Origin of the sequence: Peribacillus sp. S4, from assembly GCF_046715815.1 — a bacterium.
Lineage (GTDB): Bacteria > Bacillota > Bacilli > Bacillales > DSM-1321 > Peribacillus > Peribacillus frigoritolerans.
Window position 1 is genome coordinate 694,723 of sequence record NZ_CP175708.1, and the last position, 17,547, is coordinate 712,269.

19 protein-coding genes are annotated in these 17,547 nt (G+C 37.5%); 16 read left to right on the forward strand and 3 right to left on the reverse strand.

The annotated features are described in order from the left end of the window. Nucleotides 1-7: 7 nt before the first annotated feature. The 7 genes from ACJ9PY_RS03325 to ACJ9PY_RS03355 all read left to right on the forward strand — a co-directional run bounded on the left by ACJ9PY_RS03325 (nucleotide 8) and on the right by ACJ9PY_RS03355 (nucleotide 7,479). Complete coding sequence (locus ACJ9PY_RS03325) at nucleotides 8-1,150, forward strand: amidohydrolase (protein ID WP_411739477.1); 1,143 nt, start codon at nucleotides 8-10, stop codon at nucleotides 1,148-1,150. 442 nt (nucleotides 1,151-1,592) lie between these two features. Next, nucleotides 1,593-2,597 (forward strand): LLM class flavin-dependent oxidoreductase, encoded by a 1,005-nt coding sequence (locus tag ACJ9PY_RS03330; protein WP_411739478.1) that lies wholly within the window; start codon nucleotides 1,593-1,595, stop codon nucleotides 2,595-2,597. 79 nt (nucleotides 2,598-2,676) lie between these two features. Further along, on the forward strand, nucleotides 2,677-3,510 hold the full coding sequence (locus ACJ9PY_RS03335) for a MetQ/NlpA family ABC transporter substrate-binding protein (RefSeq protein ID WP_289348806.1): 834 nt from the start codon (nucleotides 2,677-2,679) through the stop codon (nucleotides 3,508-3,510). A gap of 43 nt (nucleotides 3,511-3,553) precedes the next feature. After that, complete coding sequence (locus ACJ9PY_RS03340) at nucleotides 3,554-4,633, forward strand: methionine ABC transporter ATP-binding protein (protein ID WP_034305564.1); 1,080 nt, start codon at nucleotides 3,554-3,556, stop codon at nucleotides 4,631-4,633. Further along, nucleotides 4,575-5,225, forward strand: coding sequence for a methionine ABC transporter permease (locus ACJ9PY_RS03345; protein WP_057278667.1), 651 nt, complete (start codon nucleotides 4,575-4,577; stop codon nucleotides 5,223-5,225). Before ACJ9PY_RS03340 ends, ACJ9PY_RS03345 begins: the two co-directional genes overlap by 59 nt. Nucleotides 5,226-5,260: 35 nt before the next feature. Then, nucleotides 5,261-6,109 (forward strand): MetQ/NlpA family ABC transporter substrate-binding protein, encoded by an 849-nt coding sequence (locus ACJ9PY_RS03350; RefSeq protein ID WP_411740229.1) that lies wholly within the window; start codon nucleotides 5,261-5,263, stop codon nucleotides 6,107-6,109. A 17-nt stretch (nucleotides 6,110-6,126) separates the two neighbouring features. Then, nucleotides 6,127-7,479, forward strand: coding sequence for an LLM class flavin-dependent oxidoreductase (locus ACJ9PY_RS03355; protein WP_098864674.1), 1,353 nt, complete (start codon nucleotides 6,127-6,129; stop codon nucleotides 7,477-7,479). A 140-nt stretch (nucleotides 7,480-7,619) separates the two neighbouring features. Here the strand turns inward: ACJ9PY_RS03355 and ACJ9PY_RS03360 are convergent, their stop codons facing one another. Beyond that, nucleotides 7,620-8,405, reverse strand: coding sequence for a glucose-1-dehydrogenase (locus tag ACJ9PY_RS03360; protein ID WP_072272388.1), 786 nt, complete (start codon nucleotides 8,403-8,405; stop codon nucleotides 7,620-7,622). 18 nt (nucleotides 8,406-8,423) lie between these two features. Next, entirely contained in the window at nucleotides 8,424-9,275 is an 852-nt protein-coding gene (locus tag ACJ9PY_RS03365) for a GRP family sugar transporter (RefSeq protein WP_098864676.1), read from the reverse strand. A gap of 210 nt (nucleotides 9,276-9,485) precedes the next feature. Between ACJ9PY_RS03365 and ACJ9PY_RS03370 the strand changes: the two genes are divergently transcribed. Beyond that, nucleotides 9,486-10,046 (forward strand): thioredoxin family protein, encoded by a 561-nt coding sequence (locus ACJ9PY_RS03370; protein WP_411739479.1) that lies wholly within the window; start codon nucleotides 9,486-9,488, stop codon nucleotides 10,044-10,046. A gap of 183 nt (nucleotides 10,047-10,229) precedes the next feature. Here ACJ9PY_RS03370 and ACJ9PY_RS03375 read toward each other — a convergent pair whose 3' ends face one another. Then, complete coding sequence (locus tag ACJ9PY_RS03375; RefSeq protein WP_034305549.1) at nucleotides 10,230-10,775, reverse strand: helix-turn-helix domain-containing protein; 546 nt, start codon at nucleotides 10,773-10,775, stop codon at nucleotides 10,230-10,232. A gap of 405 nt (nucleotides 10,776-11,180) precedes the next feature. On the opposite strand from ACJ9PY_RS03375, the gene ACJ9PY_RS03380 reads away from it, so the two are divergent. From ACJ9PY_RS03380 to ACJ9PY_RS03415, 8 genes are all read left to right on the forward strand, one after another. Continuing rightward, nucleotides 11,181-11,420: a PLD nuclease N-terminal domain-containing protein gene (locus ACJ9PY_RS03380; protein WP_034305547.1), complete on the forward strand. Its 240-nt coding sequence runs from the start codon at nucleotides 11,181-11,183 to the stop codon at nucleotides 11,418-11,420. Further along, entirely contained in the window at nucleotides 11,417-12,322 is a 906-nt protein-coding gene (locus ACJ9PY_RS03385) for an ATP-binding cassette domain-containing protein (RefSeq protein ID WP_400450463.1), read from the forward strand. The genes ACJ9PY_RS03380 and ACJ9PY_RS03385 overlap by 4 nt, the downstream gene beginning before the upstream one ends. Next, nucleotides 12,319-13,107, forward strand: a complete 789-nt coding sequence (locus ACJ9PY_RS03390) for an ABC transporter permease (protein WP_411739480.1) — start codon at nucleotides 12,319-12,321, stop codon at nucleotides 13,105-13,107. Before ACJ9PY_RS03385 ends, ACJ9PY_RS03390 begins: the two co-directional genes overlap by 4 nt. A gap of 49 nt (nucleotides 13,108-13,156) precedes the next feature. Beyond that, nucleotides 13,157-13,873, forward strand: coding sequence for an ABC transporter ATP-binding protein (locus tag ACJ9PY_RS03395; RefSeq protein WP_170946889.1), 717 nt, complete (start codon nucleotides 13,157-13,159; stop codon nucleotides 13,871-13,873). After that, the gene (locus ACJ9PY_RS03400; protein ID WP_411739481.1) at nucleotides 13,848-15,440 is read left to right on the forward strand and encodes a hypothetical protein; all 1,593 of its coding nucleotides are present in this window, start codon (nucleotides 13,848-13,850) and stop codon (nucleotides 15,438-15,440) included. The genes ACJ9PY_RS03395 and ACJ9PY_RS03400 overlap by 26 nt, the downstream gene beginning before the upstream one ends. An 88-nt stretch (nucleotides 15,441-15,528) precedes the next feature. Continuing rightward, nucleotides 15,529-15,816, forward strand: a complete 288-nt coding sequence (locus tag ACJ9PY_RS03405) for a transposase (RefSeq protein WP_034305533.1) — start codon at nucleotides 15,529-15,531, stop codon at nucleotides 15,814-15,816. A gap of 359 nt (nucleotides 15,817-16,175) precedes the next feature. Beyond that, nucleotides 16,176-16,886, forward strand: coding sequence for a 4'-phosphopantetheinyl transferase family protein (locus ACJ9PY_RS03410; RefSeq protein ID WP_095678637.1), 711 nt, complete (start codon nucleotides 16,176-16,178; stop codon nucleotides 16,884-16,886). After that, complete coding sequence (locus ACJ9PY_RS03415) at nucleotides 16,877-17,536, forward strand: hypothetical protein (RefSeq protein ID WP_095678636.1); 660 nt, start codon at nucleotides 16,877-16,879, stop codon at nucleotides 17,534-17,536. The genes ACJ9PY_RS03410 and ACJ9PY_RS03415 overlap by 10 nt, the downstream gene beginning before the upstream one ends. The last annotated feature ends 11 nt before the right edge of the window (nucleotides 17,537-17,547 follow it).

The following is a 17,547-nucleotide window of genomic DNA, read 5'->3' on the forward strand; positions in this document are numbered from 1 at the left end:
CGACTGTATGAGTCGAGAGCTGGAAAAGCGCTTAATATCGATACGGCGCCATTTACATCAATATCCGGAATTATCAAATGAAGAATTTGAAACGACAAAATCTATACAAACGTGGCTCGAGGAAGAGGGCATTGAAATCCGTCATACAGGATTGAAAACAGGTGTTTTTGCAGATATAAAGGGTGGCAGACCCGGACCGACAGTAGCCATAAGGGCGGATATTGATGCTCTTCCAATTGAGGAACGAACCGGGCTTCCATTTGCTTCGAAAGTAAAAGGGGTGATGCATGCTTGCGGCCATGATTTTCATACGGCAGCTGTTATAGGTGCTGCCTACCTTTTGAAAGAATATCAATCAGAGTTGTGCGGGACAGTGCGATTGCTTTTTCAACCCGCAGAAGAATTAGGCGGCGGAGCGGTACATGTGATAAAAGATGGTCAAATTGACGATGTAGCGGCTGTGATTGGGCTGCACAATAAACCCGATTTGCCTGTAGGCACCATTGGGATAAAAGATGGTCCGTTAATGGCGGCAGTAGACCGTTTTCATATTGTTCTTCAAGGGAAGGGGAGCCACGCGGCCATCCCTCAACACGGAAAAGATCCAATAGCAGCAGCGGCTCAGCTTATTACCGCTCTTCAAACTATCGTCAGCCGGAATGTATCCCCTTTAGAAAGTGCCGTGGTAAGTGTTACGAGAATAACAGGTGGAAACACGTGGAATGTAATTCCGGGTGACGTCATATTGGAAGGAACGATTCGAACCTTTAGTTCTGAGATACGCGAAGAAGTAAAAGAAAAGTTTTATTCGATTGTGAATCATATCGCCGCTGCTTTTTCACAGGAACCTGTGATTGGTTGGTTTCCTGGACCACCCGCGCTTCATAATCATCCAGCAGTCACAGAGATGGCCCGCTTGTCTGCTCGGCAGCAATCATTGCATGTAATCAATCCAGAACCTTCAATGGGTGGTGAAGATTTCGCTTATTACCTTCAACATATCCCCGGTACCTTTGCCTTTTTTGGTACAAACGGAAACGAAGACTGGCATCATCCAGCTTTTACTATTGATGAAAATGCCATTATTAAGGCCGCTTATTTTTTATCTGAAAGTGCCAAGGATTTATTATATAACCATGGTAAGTGGTGAATATACATGACAAAGGTGCCAGACACAATTTTGTGCCTAGCACCTTTGTTGTTGTAATTCCTAAGGTTTCGGTCCAATTTGATTTCAAAGCATATTCATGATGCGAACATTCCCCCCATTTTAGCTTCCATACATAGTCACTCTTCATTTTTTTATTCCAGCTTTTCATAGACTCCTCTCCCTCTCATTGATTAATTCTATTCTGATAGCGGTAAGAAGAATAAATCTCAAACCATGATAGGCGAGAGCATGGTTAATTATTAGGAAAAGTCATTCCAAATTCATAAGCAATTAATAGAATTTTTTTATCAATTAAATAAATTTTTCTATCAAATAAGGTGTTGTCAAGTGCTTGTTTACAATGTTAGGATGAATTTCAATTACATTAAAAACAACTAATTCGATTTGTTAACTCGGTATTAATGATTGGAGAGAAAGTCATATGAGTTTTAAGCTTGGAATATTAGATCAAAGCCCCATTTTTCCTGGGGAATCGGCAGTTGATGCACTTAAGCAAACCGTAAACCTAGCTCAAAAAGCTGAAGAATGGGGATATACCCGTTTTTGGGTATCGGAACATCATCATATGGAACAAGTTGCTGGGTCTTCACCGGAAGTATTAATTTCTTATTTATTATCGAAAACCACAACCATTCGTGTAGGTTCGGGAGGTGTCATGCTTCAGCACTACAGCCCTTATAAAGTCGCTGAAAATTTTCATGTTTTATCCACTCTTGCCCCGGGCAGGGTAGATCTTGGCATTGGTAAAGCGCCAGGTGGATTTCCTTTATCAACAAAGGCGTTACAATTTGGAACTGTGAATGATGGAAAAGATTTTGGGGAACGTGCAGCCTTATTGCAAAAGATAATTGAAAATTCAATCGATGATATTCACTTGCTCTCTGGTATTCAAGCAACACCGATACCGCCTGAAAAGCCAGAAATCTTTCTGCTTGGTGCTAGTTCAGACAGCGCACAACTAGCCGCTAACCTCGGAATGGATTTTGTATTCGCCAGATTTATCAATAGTGATGATACCAAGCTGTATGAAGCGTCTTCTGCTTACCGAAGCAAGTACCCAGAAGGTCGCTTTATCGTATCAGTAGCGGTTGTGGCAGCTCCTACCCAACAAAAAGCAGAGGAGCTGGCAAGCGAACACAAACTATTTAAAGTTCATCTACAAAGTGGCCGGACGCTGACAGTTCAATCACGTGAGCAGGCTGATTCATTTGAGAAGCAGGCTGGTGAAGCTTATGAAATAGAAGAGCAGAACGCAAGTGTTATTGCTGGGACTCCAGGATATGTTAACGGGATTTTAAAGGAAATTCAGAAAGTTTTTCAGGTGGATGAATTTATTTTGCATACACCGCTTCGAAGAGAAGCAGAACGGATCCAATCCTTTCAGTTGTTGAGTCCGCTTCTCTTAGGGGAAGAGACCAACATATAGAAAAGATCCAGAGGGCATGAAGCAGCTGATAAATATTTGTTATTTCCAATATAAAAGGATAAAAAAGGAGCGAGAAACATTGAAGAAAATTAAATGGCTGTCCGTTACGGTTTTAACAGTAGTATTGCTGGTATTAGGCGCTTGTGGAAGTAATGAGCAAACATCATCGGAGAGTAAAGGAGACAAGGATGAGGAAGTGACTTTGAAAATTGGTGCAGCCTCAATACCACATGCAGAAATTTTAGAGTTTATCGCACCGGATTTAGAAAAACAAGGCGTGAAACTGGATGTCGTGATTTCTACGGATGGTATTCAAACGAATCAACAAACAGCAGACAAAGAATTGGATGCAAACTTCTTCCAACATACCCCTTACTTAGAGCAAGTAAATAAAGATAGTGGTTTGAATTTGGTTAATGTGAAGGGTGTACATATTGAACCATTTGGTGTCTATTCCAAAAAAATTAAGTCTATAGGTGAATTGTCAGACGGAGCGAAAGTAGCCGTACCGAAAGATCCAGTAAACTTTTCGCGGTCGTTACAGCTTTTTGCGGCAAATAATATCATTGAGTTGGATGCTTCCAAGTCAGGGGATTATACGATTGAGGACATTACAAAAAATGATAAAAAAATAGAATTCATTCCAGTCGATTCCCCTCTTTTAGTTCACTCGCTAGATGATGTGGAAGCATCGGCCATTAACACAAACTATGCTCTGGAAGGACGGTTAAAACCTCTCGATGATGCACTGATAATTGAAGGGAAGGACTCACCATATGTAAACATTTTAGTTGCTCGTCCAGACAATAAGGACGATAAAGCGATCCAAAAGCTTGCGAATGCATTAACGACGGAAAAGGTCAAAGAATTTATTTTTGATCAATATGAAGGAGCCGTCGTGCCCGCATTTTAAGGGGTGTCTATACCAAGCTAGTTAATAAGAGGAGGTGGCCACTTTGATAGAATTTCGTCGGGTTTCAAAAGTTTTTGATGGCGGGGAGAAGAAAGTTGAAGCGTTAAAGGAGATTAATATAACCGTTGAAAAAGGGGATATATTCGGGGTTATCGGTTTTAGTGGAGCCGGAAAAAGTACACTCATCCGAACTGTGAATCTACTTGAATATCCTACTTCAGGTGAAGTGATTGTAGAAGGAAAAGACCTTGCCAAGATGTCTGAAAAAGATTTGCGTGAAGCTAAGAAAAATATTGGCATGATTTTTCAGCATTTTAATTTACTTAATTCCAAAACAGTCTTTGATAATGTGGCGATGCCATTATTGTTAGGTAAAAAAAAGAAAAAAGAGATTGAAGAACGAGTTAATGAGATTCTCCGTTTTGTTGGTCTAGAAGACAAAGCAATGAACTATCCAAATCAACTTTCAGGTGGACAAAAGCAGCGTGTCGGGATTGCCCGTGCTTTGGCTACAAACCCTTCGATTTTATTATGCGATGAAGCAACATCGGCATTGGATCCACAAACAACAAAATCAATCCTGAATCTGTTGAAACGGATTAATGAAGAATATAAAATTACCATTCTAATTATCACACACGAAATGGAAGTGATTAAAGAAATTTGTAATCGGGTTGCAGTGATGGAGGATGGGAGCGTGATTGAATCAGGAAATGTGATCGATATTTTTGCCCGTCCACGAACAGAAACAACACGTAACTTCATTCGATCGGTTGTTCGCGATGAAGTGCCATCAAGTGTATATGGATTGCTCAATGAGGATGCCTATTTCAGTCGAATTTTTAAAATTGATTTTTTGGGATTGAGCTCTGGGCAGCCTATCGTTTCAAAAACAGCGAAGAGGTTTAATGTGGAAATAAACGTTCTGTTCGGCAATATTACTGAGTTACAAGGCATCCCATTTGGTAATTTAATTGTTGAAATAATAGGAAATGAGGATGAAATTGATCGGGCATTACAGTTTATAAAGAATCAAAATGTCAAAGTGAAGGAGGTTACGAAGGATGGAAGTAAGCAAAGAGCTCATTTTAAACGCCTTGTGGGAAACGCTGTACATGGTTAGTATTTCACTTTTCTTTGGAAGCATCATTGGAATATTCTTAGGCATTTTATTGGTTGTAACAAGAAAAGGTCATATTTATGAAAATAGATTTATTTTTTCTATCGTGAATCCGATTGTGAATATCTTCCGATCGATTCCGTTTATTATCTTGCTTGTGGCGATTATTCCATTTACAAGACTAATGGTTGGTACGTCGATTGGTACAACAGCAGCAATTGTGCCACTCGTGCTTCATATTGGCCCATATATCTCAAGACTTGTGGAGAATTCGCTATTGGAAGTGGATGAAGGCATTATTGAAGCCGCGAAAGCCATGGGAGCAACGCCGATACAAATTATTTTCAGGTTTTTAATGCCTGAGGCTTTTGCGTCATTAATTCTAAGTATAACAACTGCAACAATTGGTTTAGTGGGCGCTACAGCCATGGCAGGAGCTATAGGTGGCGGTGGACTTGGAGATGTAGCGATAACATATGGCTATCAACGCTTTAGCACTATTACGATATTCGTCACCGTTGTAATTCTAGTAATTGTTGTTCAGGGAGTACAAAGTTTAGGAAATATATTCGAACGGAAAATTAGAAGAGTGTAGTGGCGGTAGTGTAGAAAGGGAGAGTGGAATGAATGATGAAAAAATGCATTTTACCTATACTGCTTATCTTGGGGGTGTTATTGGCAGGTTGCTCAAGTGATTCAACGAATGCAGGAGGGAAACAGAAAGTGAAGGTAGGGATTAGAAATTCTGAACTTCGAACATGGGAATTTTTAAAGGAACAGGCTGAAAAAGAAGGGGTGGAAATTGAACTTGTTAATTTCTCTTCGGCATATGATCCGAACGAAGCGCTGGCAGAAGGGGATATTGATATCAACGCCTTTCAACATGTTGCCTATTTAGATTCATTTAATGCGAACAATAATACAGACATCGTTCCAATTGGGACTACAATTATTGCTCCTCTCGGTTTGTATTCAAGCAAATATAAATCGGTGGAAGAGATCCCAAAAGGTGCACAAATTGCTGTGCCCAATGACCAAGCTAACTGGGGAAGGGCTTTATTGCTATTACAAGAAGCAAAACTCTTAGAGGTTGTGGATGACTTTGACGGGAATGGCGGACAGGACAAAATAAAGGAAAATCCGAAGAAAATCAAAATTGTTCCTGTCGATGGTGCCAGTGCCCCGCGTGTGATGGAAGATACAGCTGGTTCGGTGATTAATAATGGAGTTGCGGTAGAAGCGGGACTAAATTTAAAAGATGCTCTTATTTATGAAAGCAGTACTGCAAAGCCTTATATTAATATCATAGCGGCTAGGAGTGAAGATCAAGACAATGAAATTTACCGAAAATTAGTTGATCTCTATCAATCAGAGAAAACGGCTAAATTTATTGAAGAGACTTACAATGGAAACTATATTCCAACATTCATTACCTTGAAAGAATTGAGCAGTTATAAGGAGATTTATTCTAATAAATAAGAAAGGAGAGATTAGAAATGGCTCAAGACAGACAGATGAAGTTAGCTGCTTATCTGATTGGAACAGGTATGCATGTTGCGTCGTGGCGGCATCCTGCATCAAATCCCAATGCAAGTATTGATGTGAAAGCCTTGCAAAGACTCTCGAAAATTGCAGAAAAAGGGAAATTTGACCTTGCCTTTGTGGCAGATAGTTTGGCCATTAATCATGAATCGCATCCTCAGATACTTAATCGATTTGATCCGATTGTACTAATTACAGCATTAGCTGCAGCGACAGAAAAAATCGGCATTGGGGCGACAGCTTCTACAACGTATAGTGAACCATATGTACTCGCTCGCCAATTTGCTTCTGTTGACCATATAAGCGGCGGACGGGTGGGATGGAATGTTGTTACTACAGCTGATGCGACCGGAGAGACGGCCTTGAATTTCAGTCGTGATAAACATTTGGCGCACGATCATCGTTATGAACGAGCGGAGGAGTTCATCGACGTTGTCCAAGGATTATGGGATTCGTGGGAAGATGATGCGTTTGTGCATAACAAAGAAACGGGACAATTTTTTGATCCTGATAAAGTGCATGAGCTTCGGTATAAAGGCAACTATTTTTCGGTAAAAGGTCCATTGAATATCGCACGTTCGGCGCAGGGGCAGCCGGTTATCATTCAAGCGGGTGCGTCTATACCAGGGCAGCGATTAGCCGCTCGAACAGCCGAAGTCGTTTTCACACATTGGGATAACATTGAAGAATCCAAACGATATTATCAAGAATTAAAAACGTCTTTATTGGATTTTGGAAGAAGCGTGGAAGAGCTCCACATCCTTCACGGCATTTCCCCTATTATCGGAGAAACCGAGGAAATAGCCATTCAAAAATACAATAAACTCCAAAGTCTCGTCGACCCTTATGAGAGTTTGAAATTCGTTTCTGGTTATATGGGCAACGTGGATTTTTCAAAATATTCTTTAGATACACCAGCGAAGGATGTTGAATTTCCATTAGTAAATAGCATACAAAGTAACTTTAATGAAATGAAGAAAATTATTGGTGAAGAAGACATAAAAGTGGGTGAATTATATGCGAGATTTTTCAGTCCTGCCAGACGAGATAGATTTGTCGGTACACCAACTCAAGTAGCTGATGAAATGGAGGTATGGTTTACTGAAAAAGCAGCAGATGGCTTTATGCTTCAATTTCCATTGTTACCAGGCGACTTAGAGGATTTCGTCGAGAAGGTTGTTCCAATTTTACAGGAGAGGGGTTTGTTCCGTTTGGACTATGAAGGAGACACTCTCCGTGATCACCTTGGATTAAAGAATCCAAAAAATCGCTTTGCTAATGAAGAAATATCAAATTATTTGGAATAAGGGATATCTCGCATTTTCATTAGAATCATTAAAGTCATATATAATGGGAGTAAAAAGGAATGAGGGACATAGGAGAAATCCTAGTCCCTCAAATTCTTTTCTCCTAAATATCAATCGCTACTAAAACTAACAAGTTAAGTTCAGCCTTTTCCTGCTTGGAAACCTGGATATTTGGTCATTCCGCCATCAGCATATAAGGTCATTCCCGTTACATAGCTCGATTCGGCGGAAGCAAGCCAAGCGGCACAAGCGGCAATTTGTTCCGGTTTTCCGATGTATCCCATCGGTATCAGGTTGATTACTTCTTGTTTAGCTTTCGGGTCATTGAATTTTTCGGCATTGATGGGTGTGTCGATTGCACCAGGTGAAATATTATTAATGCGGATCCCTTTAGGAGCATATTCTAGTGCAAGGGTTTCTGTCATCATCTTGACTCCGCCCTTACTTGCTGCATAGTGGACAAAATGAGGCCAAGGTATCCGGTCATGAACGGAAGACATATTAATGATATTGCCCTTAATGCCATGATCGAGCATATAACTGATTGCTTCCCTGCTTGCCAGGAACATCCCCGTTAGATTTACATCGATGACTTTCTGCCAATCTTCAAGAGTCAATTTTTCGCTGGGCACTTCATTTTCAATACCAGCATTGTTGATCATGATGTCGATAGTACCAAAGGTGTCAACAGCGAAAGAAAGCAATTTCTTCACATCCGCTTCCTTTGAAACGTCACCTTGAATGGCTGCGGCTTTCCCGCCTGCTGCTTCAATCGTTTTGATGATTTCCTTATGGTCACCATTTTCAGTGTGATAATTTAATACGACATGTGCTTTTTCTTTACCGAACCTTTCGGCCATGGCTTTTCCTAATCCTTTTGCCGCGCCAGTGATCACGACGACTTTTTTCTCTAAATCTTCATACATCGTTCAGCTCTCCTTTGACTATTCTTTTGTAAAGCCAATCATGATTCCGCCAGCAATTACGAGTACACACCCGATGATGACAAAGGCCATTTGCTTTTGGGATTTTTTCTCTCCTAAAAGAAAGATGCCGCCTAAAGTGGAAATGACGATTCCCATTTGGGAAAATGAGAATGCGATGGCCACGCCCACTTTAGGATTAGCGAGCAGGAGACCGATATTACCGACAGCCCACATCATTCCGGTTAGAATATTTCGTCCGGCATACTTATTAAACGGTTTATGTTTGATGGAAAGGAGCAAGGCAGCCAGGAACATGCCAATTGCTTGCGGCAGGATGGCCGACCATCCGTCAACCTCATTCCATCTGACGACGATGACATATGTAACATAACCCACCGTAGAAATAGCAAGGTAAATAATCCCTTTTTTCATGTTTCCTTCTTTTTTGTTATCACCATCGCCATAGCTTGTCAGCAAGACACCTGTAATCAAACAGATGATTGCAACAATGCCGATGATGATTGTCATCTTGTCATTCCATTCCCTGAAAATGATGACCGCAAAAAATGTATTTCCTAGAATTTGCAGTCCTGTTGAGATTGGAACGGTTTTCGATACCCCGATTTCCTTGACGCTATTGAATTGAAATAACTGCCCGAATGCCCAGCCTATCCCGGAAATGATGCCGACAATCCACACTAGACTGCTCCATTCCGGCGGATTGATGAAAGTCATCATGATGGCGAACAGTAATGAACCGATTGTAATGCCAAGTGTTTGATTATAAGAGTTGCCTCCGAGTTTTTCGGAAACAAGCACTAAGCTGCCCCATGTCAATGCAGGGAGTAGCGCAAAGAGAAAGCCTTCCACAAAATTTCATCTCCTAAACTAGAAAACAATGTTTCTATCAATATAAAATAGTTAGTAAGCTATTGAATGTAAGTATAGTTTTCCCTTTACACGGGAAAGAAAACATGGATTTAATTTACCAATTTGTCATTTTATTTTTCGGGATGGAAACAATGAAATAATAAGTGGTTTATGGTACTTTTAATTTAAAGAATAGTTAGGAGAAATACGATGACGACACTGAATGAATGGTTTGAAAAGGGGATTCCTGCTCAAGAATTTGTATCTTCGATGAAAGTTCATAAAGAAAACTTACAATCGATCCAGCAAGGTTTTTCCACTTCTGCAGAGGACCAAGACTTTTTTGATGCATTAAAGAAGAAGGAACTTCGAGTTATTGTCATTACTGAAGACTGGTGCGGGGACGCGATGATGAATATTCCTATTCTGCTGAATATATCTGAAGCGGCAAATATCGAAACTCGCATGATTTTACGAGATCAAAATCTTGAACTGATGGATCAATATTTAACGAATGGAACAGCGCGTTCGATTCCCATTTTTATATTCATTGATAAGGATGGTGAAGAAAAAGCTGTTTGGGGACCTCGTGCACCAAAGGTACAAGAGTTCGTAATGGAGTTAAGGTCTGACCTGCCTGCCAAGGATGATGAACGTTTCGAGGCAGAGCAAAAAGCAGTTATTAAAAAGATAACTGAGGCTTTTGCTGAAGAAAAACACCTGTGGGACGTAGTATACAGCAGTATCAAGGAAACATTGGGGAACTGCTGATTGCGGGTACATCACTTTTAGTCATGTCCCATAACGGGTGGTAAGCCCATTATGGAATTATTGGGCTGTTTCAAAACACGGACTGCAACCTGACTGGTTGGTGAATATACAGATATGTTTCCTAACGGTTTTTTCTATAATATTCGTTTTTGAGTCCAAGGTTTTGGAACAGCCTTTTCATTTTTATGATTCTGGAATAATTGTAACGCCGATTGTTCGAATAGGAGAGTCTTGTTTGGCACTTTGATTCGTTGCTTTGTAGTATTTTAACATTAGATCGTTCAATTCATTTTGGAAGTTAAGGAAGCTTTCATCATCAAGCTTTAGTTCTAAAAGGGAAAAGGTTGAACCATCTTCTGCGCAGTCTCTTTCTTCCAATTTAGTAAGATAGTTTTGATATTGGGTCATAAGGGATAATTGATAATAAGAAAAATAGTTCACCTTTTTTTCATTAGAGGATTTTTTCCATTCTTCCCCGCTAAGTCGTGCTTCTTCTTCATTTAAAACGTAGTATTTTTCGGAAACGGACCTCACTTTTTTTTCTTTTACTATGCGAATGACCCCTGAATCCAAAAGAACCTGTATATGTCTATATAATGTTGCTTGGGGTACATCTTTAATGATTTTTAACATTTCTAATGGTGTTAAACCATTTTCCCTATTTCTCATTAAAGCTTGGGTAATCTTTATTCTTACTGGGTGCATTAAAATTTCAGCTTTATTAATCATCGTATTCTCCTCACATTGGAAATTATAACTGGATAATTTTTAGTGAACTTTCCTGTTGGTCATGAATAATACGTTTAATTCTTCATATATTGTAATGTTTGAATCATTGTCATTTACATGAAAATGACACGGTTCGAAAAATAATAGTACCGAAATATTTTTTCTAAGTAAATAATAAGGTATTTTTTAATTATTTTAATTTTTAAAAAAATGTCTACATTTAATGAAAATTAATAAATATCGCTATATTTTTATTATTATTCATTATGATAATATTATCATTATAAATAACAATAAAAACTAAAACAATATTTTGTTAAGAAAAAAATAGGTGCAAAATTCCAAATTAGATGTTATCATTATCGATAATGATAATAATATTTCGTTACCAAAGGAGTGGTATATATGGAATTGCATTATGGATGGAACGAATTGAAAGATATTGATTTCATGTCTATTCTGCCGATCATTTTACCGGTAATTGCAATTGGAATGATTTTAGTGCTTATAGCATTAATTGATTTATACAGAAATCGAAAGACGAGGAAAAATGTTTTATTGTGGACACTCATCATTATTTTTGCAAATACTATCGGTCCAATTCTGTACTTCGTTATCGGTAGAAAGGACAGTGAAAGAATATGAAATTAGAAATTAAAAATGTTACAAAAAAATTCAAAGAAAAAACAGCGGTCAATAATTTTTCAATGGAATTGCAATCAGGGGAATGTGTTGGATTGATTGGGCCAAATGGGGCTGGTAAATCGACACTGATAAAAGTGATTGCAGATATTATAGATCCAAGTACGGGAGAAGTATTGCTTGATGGTAAGAAAATTTCAAAAATGAAAAAGGAAATAGGCTACTTACCACAATACCCTAACTTCTTTCAATGGATGACAGCCAAAGAAACCCTTACTTTCATGGGGCAGCTTTCGGGTATCAAGAGGGAAGAATTATTAAACGGCATCCCAGAGATATTGTCGAAAGTTGGGTTGAGCGGGGAAGAGAATTCAAAGGTACGGACTTTTTCGGGCGGAATGAAACAAAGGCTTGGTATTGCACAGGCGCTGTTACATAAACCGGCATTGATTGTCATGGATGAACCGGTTTCGGCATTAGATCCCATCGGCCGGAGAGAAGTGTTGAATATCATAAAAGAGATAAAGCAAGATACGACAATTTTATTATCGACGCATATATTAAGCGATGCAGAAGAAATATGTGAGAGGTTTGTCATTATAAAAAGCGGTAAAAAAATTGAGGACACAACGATGTCAGAATTATTGAACAGGAATAGCGGAAATAAAATCAATGTCGACATAACCTCTAAAAGTCAAAAATGGATTGAAAACGTTAAAAGCTTGAACTTCGTCAAAGGTGTAGAGGTAATGGGGAACAAATTAAAGATAGAAGTGGAGGATATTGAGTCAAACAAGAATATGCTACTGGCGAATGCTTTGGAGCATAATGTTGATCTTGTCAGGTTCGAAATAGATAACGATACATTGGAAGAGATATTCTTAAAATTGGTGGTGGAAAAATGAATAACTTTGCCGTTTTAGCTAAAAAGGAATTTGTTCAGATAGTACGTGAATTTAAAGTGATTTGGCTGCCGCTCGTATTTATATTTTTAGGAATAACTCAACCAGTTGTAAGCTATTATTTACCTTCAATATTAGAGGCACTGGGCGGGGGCCAAGGGATCACCATTGATCCAAGCATGGCTGCCCAAAAAGGCGGCGAAGTTCTTGCCAGTACTTTAGGGTCTCAATTTGATCAGTTAGGGGTCATGATCATCATCGTTTCCATGATGGGAGTCGTTCAATCCGATAAAGCAAATGGGATGCTTGCTTTCATACTTACAAGGCCTGTGACGGTTGGATCTTATATAAGCGGGAAAATCATTTCCAATTACCTGTTTGTTGCCTGCAGTGTGGCATTGGGATATTTGGTTTCATATCTGTATGTAGTTTTTTTGTTTACGAGTGTTGATTTTGGGGATTTAATAGTGGCTTTACTGTTCTATCTGCTATGGATCCTATTCATCGTTTCATTCACGACGATGATCAGTACCATTTTTAATAGCCAGGGTATCATTGCATTAATTTCGATAGTATTTCTCCTCGGCTGCAGAATCATAGTTGGATTAAGTCCGGTAATAGACAATGTGAATCCGGCAAGCATGAGTAAGCATGCCATGGAAGTACTGATTTTAGGCACAGTCAATTCACAAGCGGTTTGGGGTGCATTAGCTGCACTTGCATGGACGGCAGTAGCGATATTGATAACGAACATATGGATTTCTAAAAAGAAATTCAATAATGAATAAGTTGAGGATGGAAATGTGTTAATCATGAAGTGATGGGAGGATGATAACTTTGTTAAGCATCACAGATTTGGAGAAAAGCTACTCGGCCAAGAAGATTTTGAATGGTGTAAATCTAGAAATCAAAAAAGGGGAAACCTTAGGTTTTATAGGAGCAAATGGTGCAGGGAAAACCACGACGCTGAACATCATTACAGGCATTTTAGATTCAGAAAATGGAAAGGTTGAAATAAATGGCCTGACCAAAGAAGACGGCATAGAATATAAAAAACAATTTTTCTTCATTCCTGATACTATAAATGTGTTTAACAATGTTTCGGGATTTGATTGGATTCGTTTTTTGATGAACCTATATGGAAATGATGACAAAGAACGGTTGGGGAAATATATCAATCGGTTTGGGATGCAGGAGTCCATTAAAAAGCCAATGGGAAGTTATTCTTATGGAATGATGCATAAGATATCCCTGATAGCGGCTTTTACCATTAATCCCCCGATCATCATTATGGATGAACCATTGAACGGATTAGATCCAAACGCCGTTTTAGTTTTTAAGGGTTTAATCAAACAATATGTTGAAATGGGCGGTACAGTGTTTTTCTCGACGCATCTGCTGGATGTGGCAGAGAAAATTTGTAATACAGTGGCTATTTTAAAAGAGGGAAAAATCATCCTGCATGATGAGATACAAAATATAATAGGTGAAAGTTCATTAGAATCTACCTTTATGGAGGCTCAGGTATATGAAGGAAAAACTTCAGTTAACTAGATTTTTCGTTTCTTCCTTCTATAAAATGCCCAAGCAGACAATGTTGCAGGCTGTCCTGATAATAGCCATTTTTTATATGTTTTTGCAGCTGACTGTCGTTAACGCCTTTGTTTATTTTCTTGGAGATACCCAGGTCTTCCTGTTTTATAATTTAACGATTTCCAGCATTCTGGTCTTTGCGTTGGTTTGCTATTTGTCCACATCACAAATATTTTCTTATGATGAATTTAAAGTATTGGCACCTCTGCCACTCACCTATAAGGAAATATCAAGGGCCAAAGTGTTAAGTAGCTTATGGGTCCCGATCATCTTATCAATGATGATCCAAGTGCCAACATTAGGCTTCCTGATAGTCGATCTAAAGTTTATCGAAGCGATTAAATTAATCACGTTTTTACCAATTGTCAATGGTTTAACGGCCTTGTTCCTGCTTTTTATCCTATCGTGCATGAATAGGCATTATTATAGATTCAAAAGTAAAGTAGCATACTTAATGGTTAACATTGCTATCATCCTAACGCTTATGATTATTTCCATTGTATATTTTGCAGGAAAATCATCAGTTGCCATTTCAAAGGTCATCACGGAAATAGATTTGAATTCTTTTGAAGGGCTAAAAAACTCGTTGGAATTGTTGATGAGACATATATTTGAAACCGCAAATATGATTCCAGTGATCAAATGGATATTGGATGCTTTTGTATCAAATGAAATAACCGTTCAATTTTTCATTATTTATATTTCGATAATGGTAATAGGTTTCCTTTTGTATTCAATGATTATAGAGAACATTTCTGTTCATTACTTTAAAAATGGGATATTGGGAAACAACAAAACGAATATGAAAAACTCAAAGGTTAATATATCAAAAAATCAATGGAGTAACTATTTACAAAGAGAGTTATGGATCATTAAGTCTGAAGCATATTTTAAGATGCAAATCGCTTTAGGTCTTCTTTTGCCTCCGATCTTTTCACTTGTCATGTTATTGCTGATTCAGAATGAAGTATTCCCGAATAATTTGAATATAACGAAAGAGGGAGTCTTCGATAAATACTTTTCCTATTCGGTCCTTTTCTTATGTTGTATAAATAATATAAGCGGAACCCCATATTCAAGAGAAGGTAAATACCATTATTTACTGAAAAGCGTACCGTTTGATGAAAAATATGTGTATTTTTCTAAAGTGATATTTTCATCAATCATCAGTATTATAGCCGTGGTGATCAGCTTTTTGATATTTGCCCTATTTGGCTATTGGGAAATGGAAAATGCAGTCATGTTATTAATCACTTCTTGTTTGGTGGTTTGCTATAATCTTCTAACACCATTATATGATATGAAAAATCCTAGTATTGAATGGGAGAACCCATCTGCTGCAATTAAATCCAACCCCAATGTATTAATAAGCCTGCTTTATGGATTGCCATTATTGATCTTGGTAACAGCGATTCATTTTGGCTTGGTTTGGTTCAGTGTCCACCCCCTGATTGGAGCGCTAATGATTTTAGTGATCGCAATAGCGATCAATTCCATTTTGATTAATAGATTGAAATTAAATTTATGAAAGTCTTTATATTAGAAAAACATTTTCGTTTGATAAAGGAAGTACAGAAAATCGGCACTAAATAAATTTAAAAAAGGAGTGTCTTATTATGGGGAAGCACCATGATAAAGATTTTAAAATTTATGCTGCTCGATTAGTATTGGAAGAAGGCAGAAAGCCTAGAGAATTGGCCGAAGAACTTAACATATCCATACCTACATTAAGAAATTGGATCAATATCTATAAAGAAACAAATGAAGTTGGCTCGGCGGACTCCAGTAATGGTTTTTCAGGGCTCAGTATGAAAGAGGAAAAGGATAAAATAATTAAAGATCTACAGGAAGAGAATGAGATATTAAAAAAGGCCATGCACATTTTCATTAAACAACCAAAATGATTGAACAGTATTAAAGCCATATTTTATTTTTCACAAATTATAGTGAAAAATAAAATATGGCTTTTTTAATTAGAAAATTTCAAGTTGATTTTTTCATTCTAAATTTCACACGATAAGTCCTATGAAAATACTACTAAAGTAGAAAAATAATAAAAAATGGTAAAGTTATTATGTAATGTAGATAATTTACAAATTTTTAATGGACTCGGCAAAATTGTTGTGATAAAGTGTTATCGATAATGATAATAGGTAATATTTGACCCAAAAAATGAAATATTTGTTTAAAAAAAGAAATTTTAGAGGGAAAAAATGGAGAAAAAATGCGGATTTCTAGAAAAAAGAGGGGAGGAAAATTATAAATGATTGAATACTTTATGAATAAGAAAAAAATTTATAAATCTTATATCAAGTATTATGAAGCGAATTCAGTCAATTTGGACTATATTGATGATATTTTTAACGAAAAAGAATGGAATTATTTAAATTTGCAAAATGGTCCCAAAAGATCCATCGAAGCAAAGAAAAGTTTGTACTTTGGAAAAAAAGCAATTATGGAGTTTTTTGGTATTGGTTTGGATGAAATAAAAAATGTATCCCTGTTGAAAGGAGTCTTTGGACAGCCGGTCATTGTTACAAGCTTGTTCTTTTTAATGAACATAGGTATATCCATCACACATACGGATAAAACATTCGGAATATTGCTTTTTGATCAACTGCATCCAATGGGAATCGATATTGAGACTAAAACGAAGTCCGATTCTGAATTTTTAGAAACCTACTTAACGGAATCCGAGAAAAAAATGATCAAGGAAAGCGATGGTGTTTTAAGTAAAGAAGTTTTCTTTAGTGCAAAAGAAAGTCTATCAAAGATACTAAAAACAGGATTGACCTCTCCACTTGAAATCTATGAAATATCCAAGGTTGACATGGATCATGATAACATCTCACTTTTCTATAAAAATTTCACCCAATATAAATCAACGGTTGTACTCGTGAATGATGAAATAAGAAGTGTTACCTTTCCGATAAATTCTACGAAAATAATTGAGGGGGAATACCAATGGAATTAAAAATGGCAGCAAATGCTGAATTAAAAAACAAAAACAAATTAGTACAATATCTTTTTAAAAAAGAGGATAGAGTTCACAAGTTAATCATTTCGTTATTGATACTCAGTTTAATAGCAGGTATCGAAACGACGCTTTTGTTATATTCTGCAGATCAAAAAGGGATGAACGTATTAAATGGCATGTCCATTTCAGAGATCGGAGCCCTTAGTTTTGCCATTAACACAATTGTAATGGGAGCTCTTGGATTATTGGTTACATTCATCATTCAAATATTAATTGTGTGCCTATTATTTTTAGTTTTAAAAGAAAGACCGGTAAATATAAAAGGGGTTTGCCAAGCTGTCATAAATGCAGGGGTATGCATCGTGATTGGATCCGGTGTTAATGCAATCATCGCATTATTGGTTAAGAGCAAGGAAACGACATTCACTAGTTTATCCTTACTGGTGCATGATAAAAGCTCCATCCTTCACACATTCATGGCTGAGTTTGAGTTGTTTTACATTGTCAGTTTAATTCTATTCAGCTATAGTCTGGAAAAATTGGCGCTCATTAAGAGAAGAAATGCATGGATCATAACGATTGTAATCGCTTTGGTTTCTTTGGTTTTTCATATGTTGACAGTTGCATCAGGCACATATTTAAAATAATGGGGGAAAAT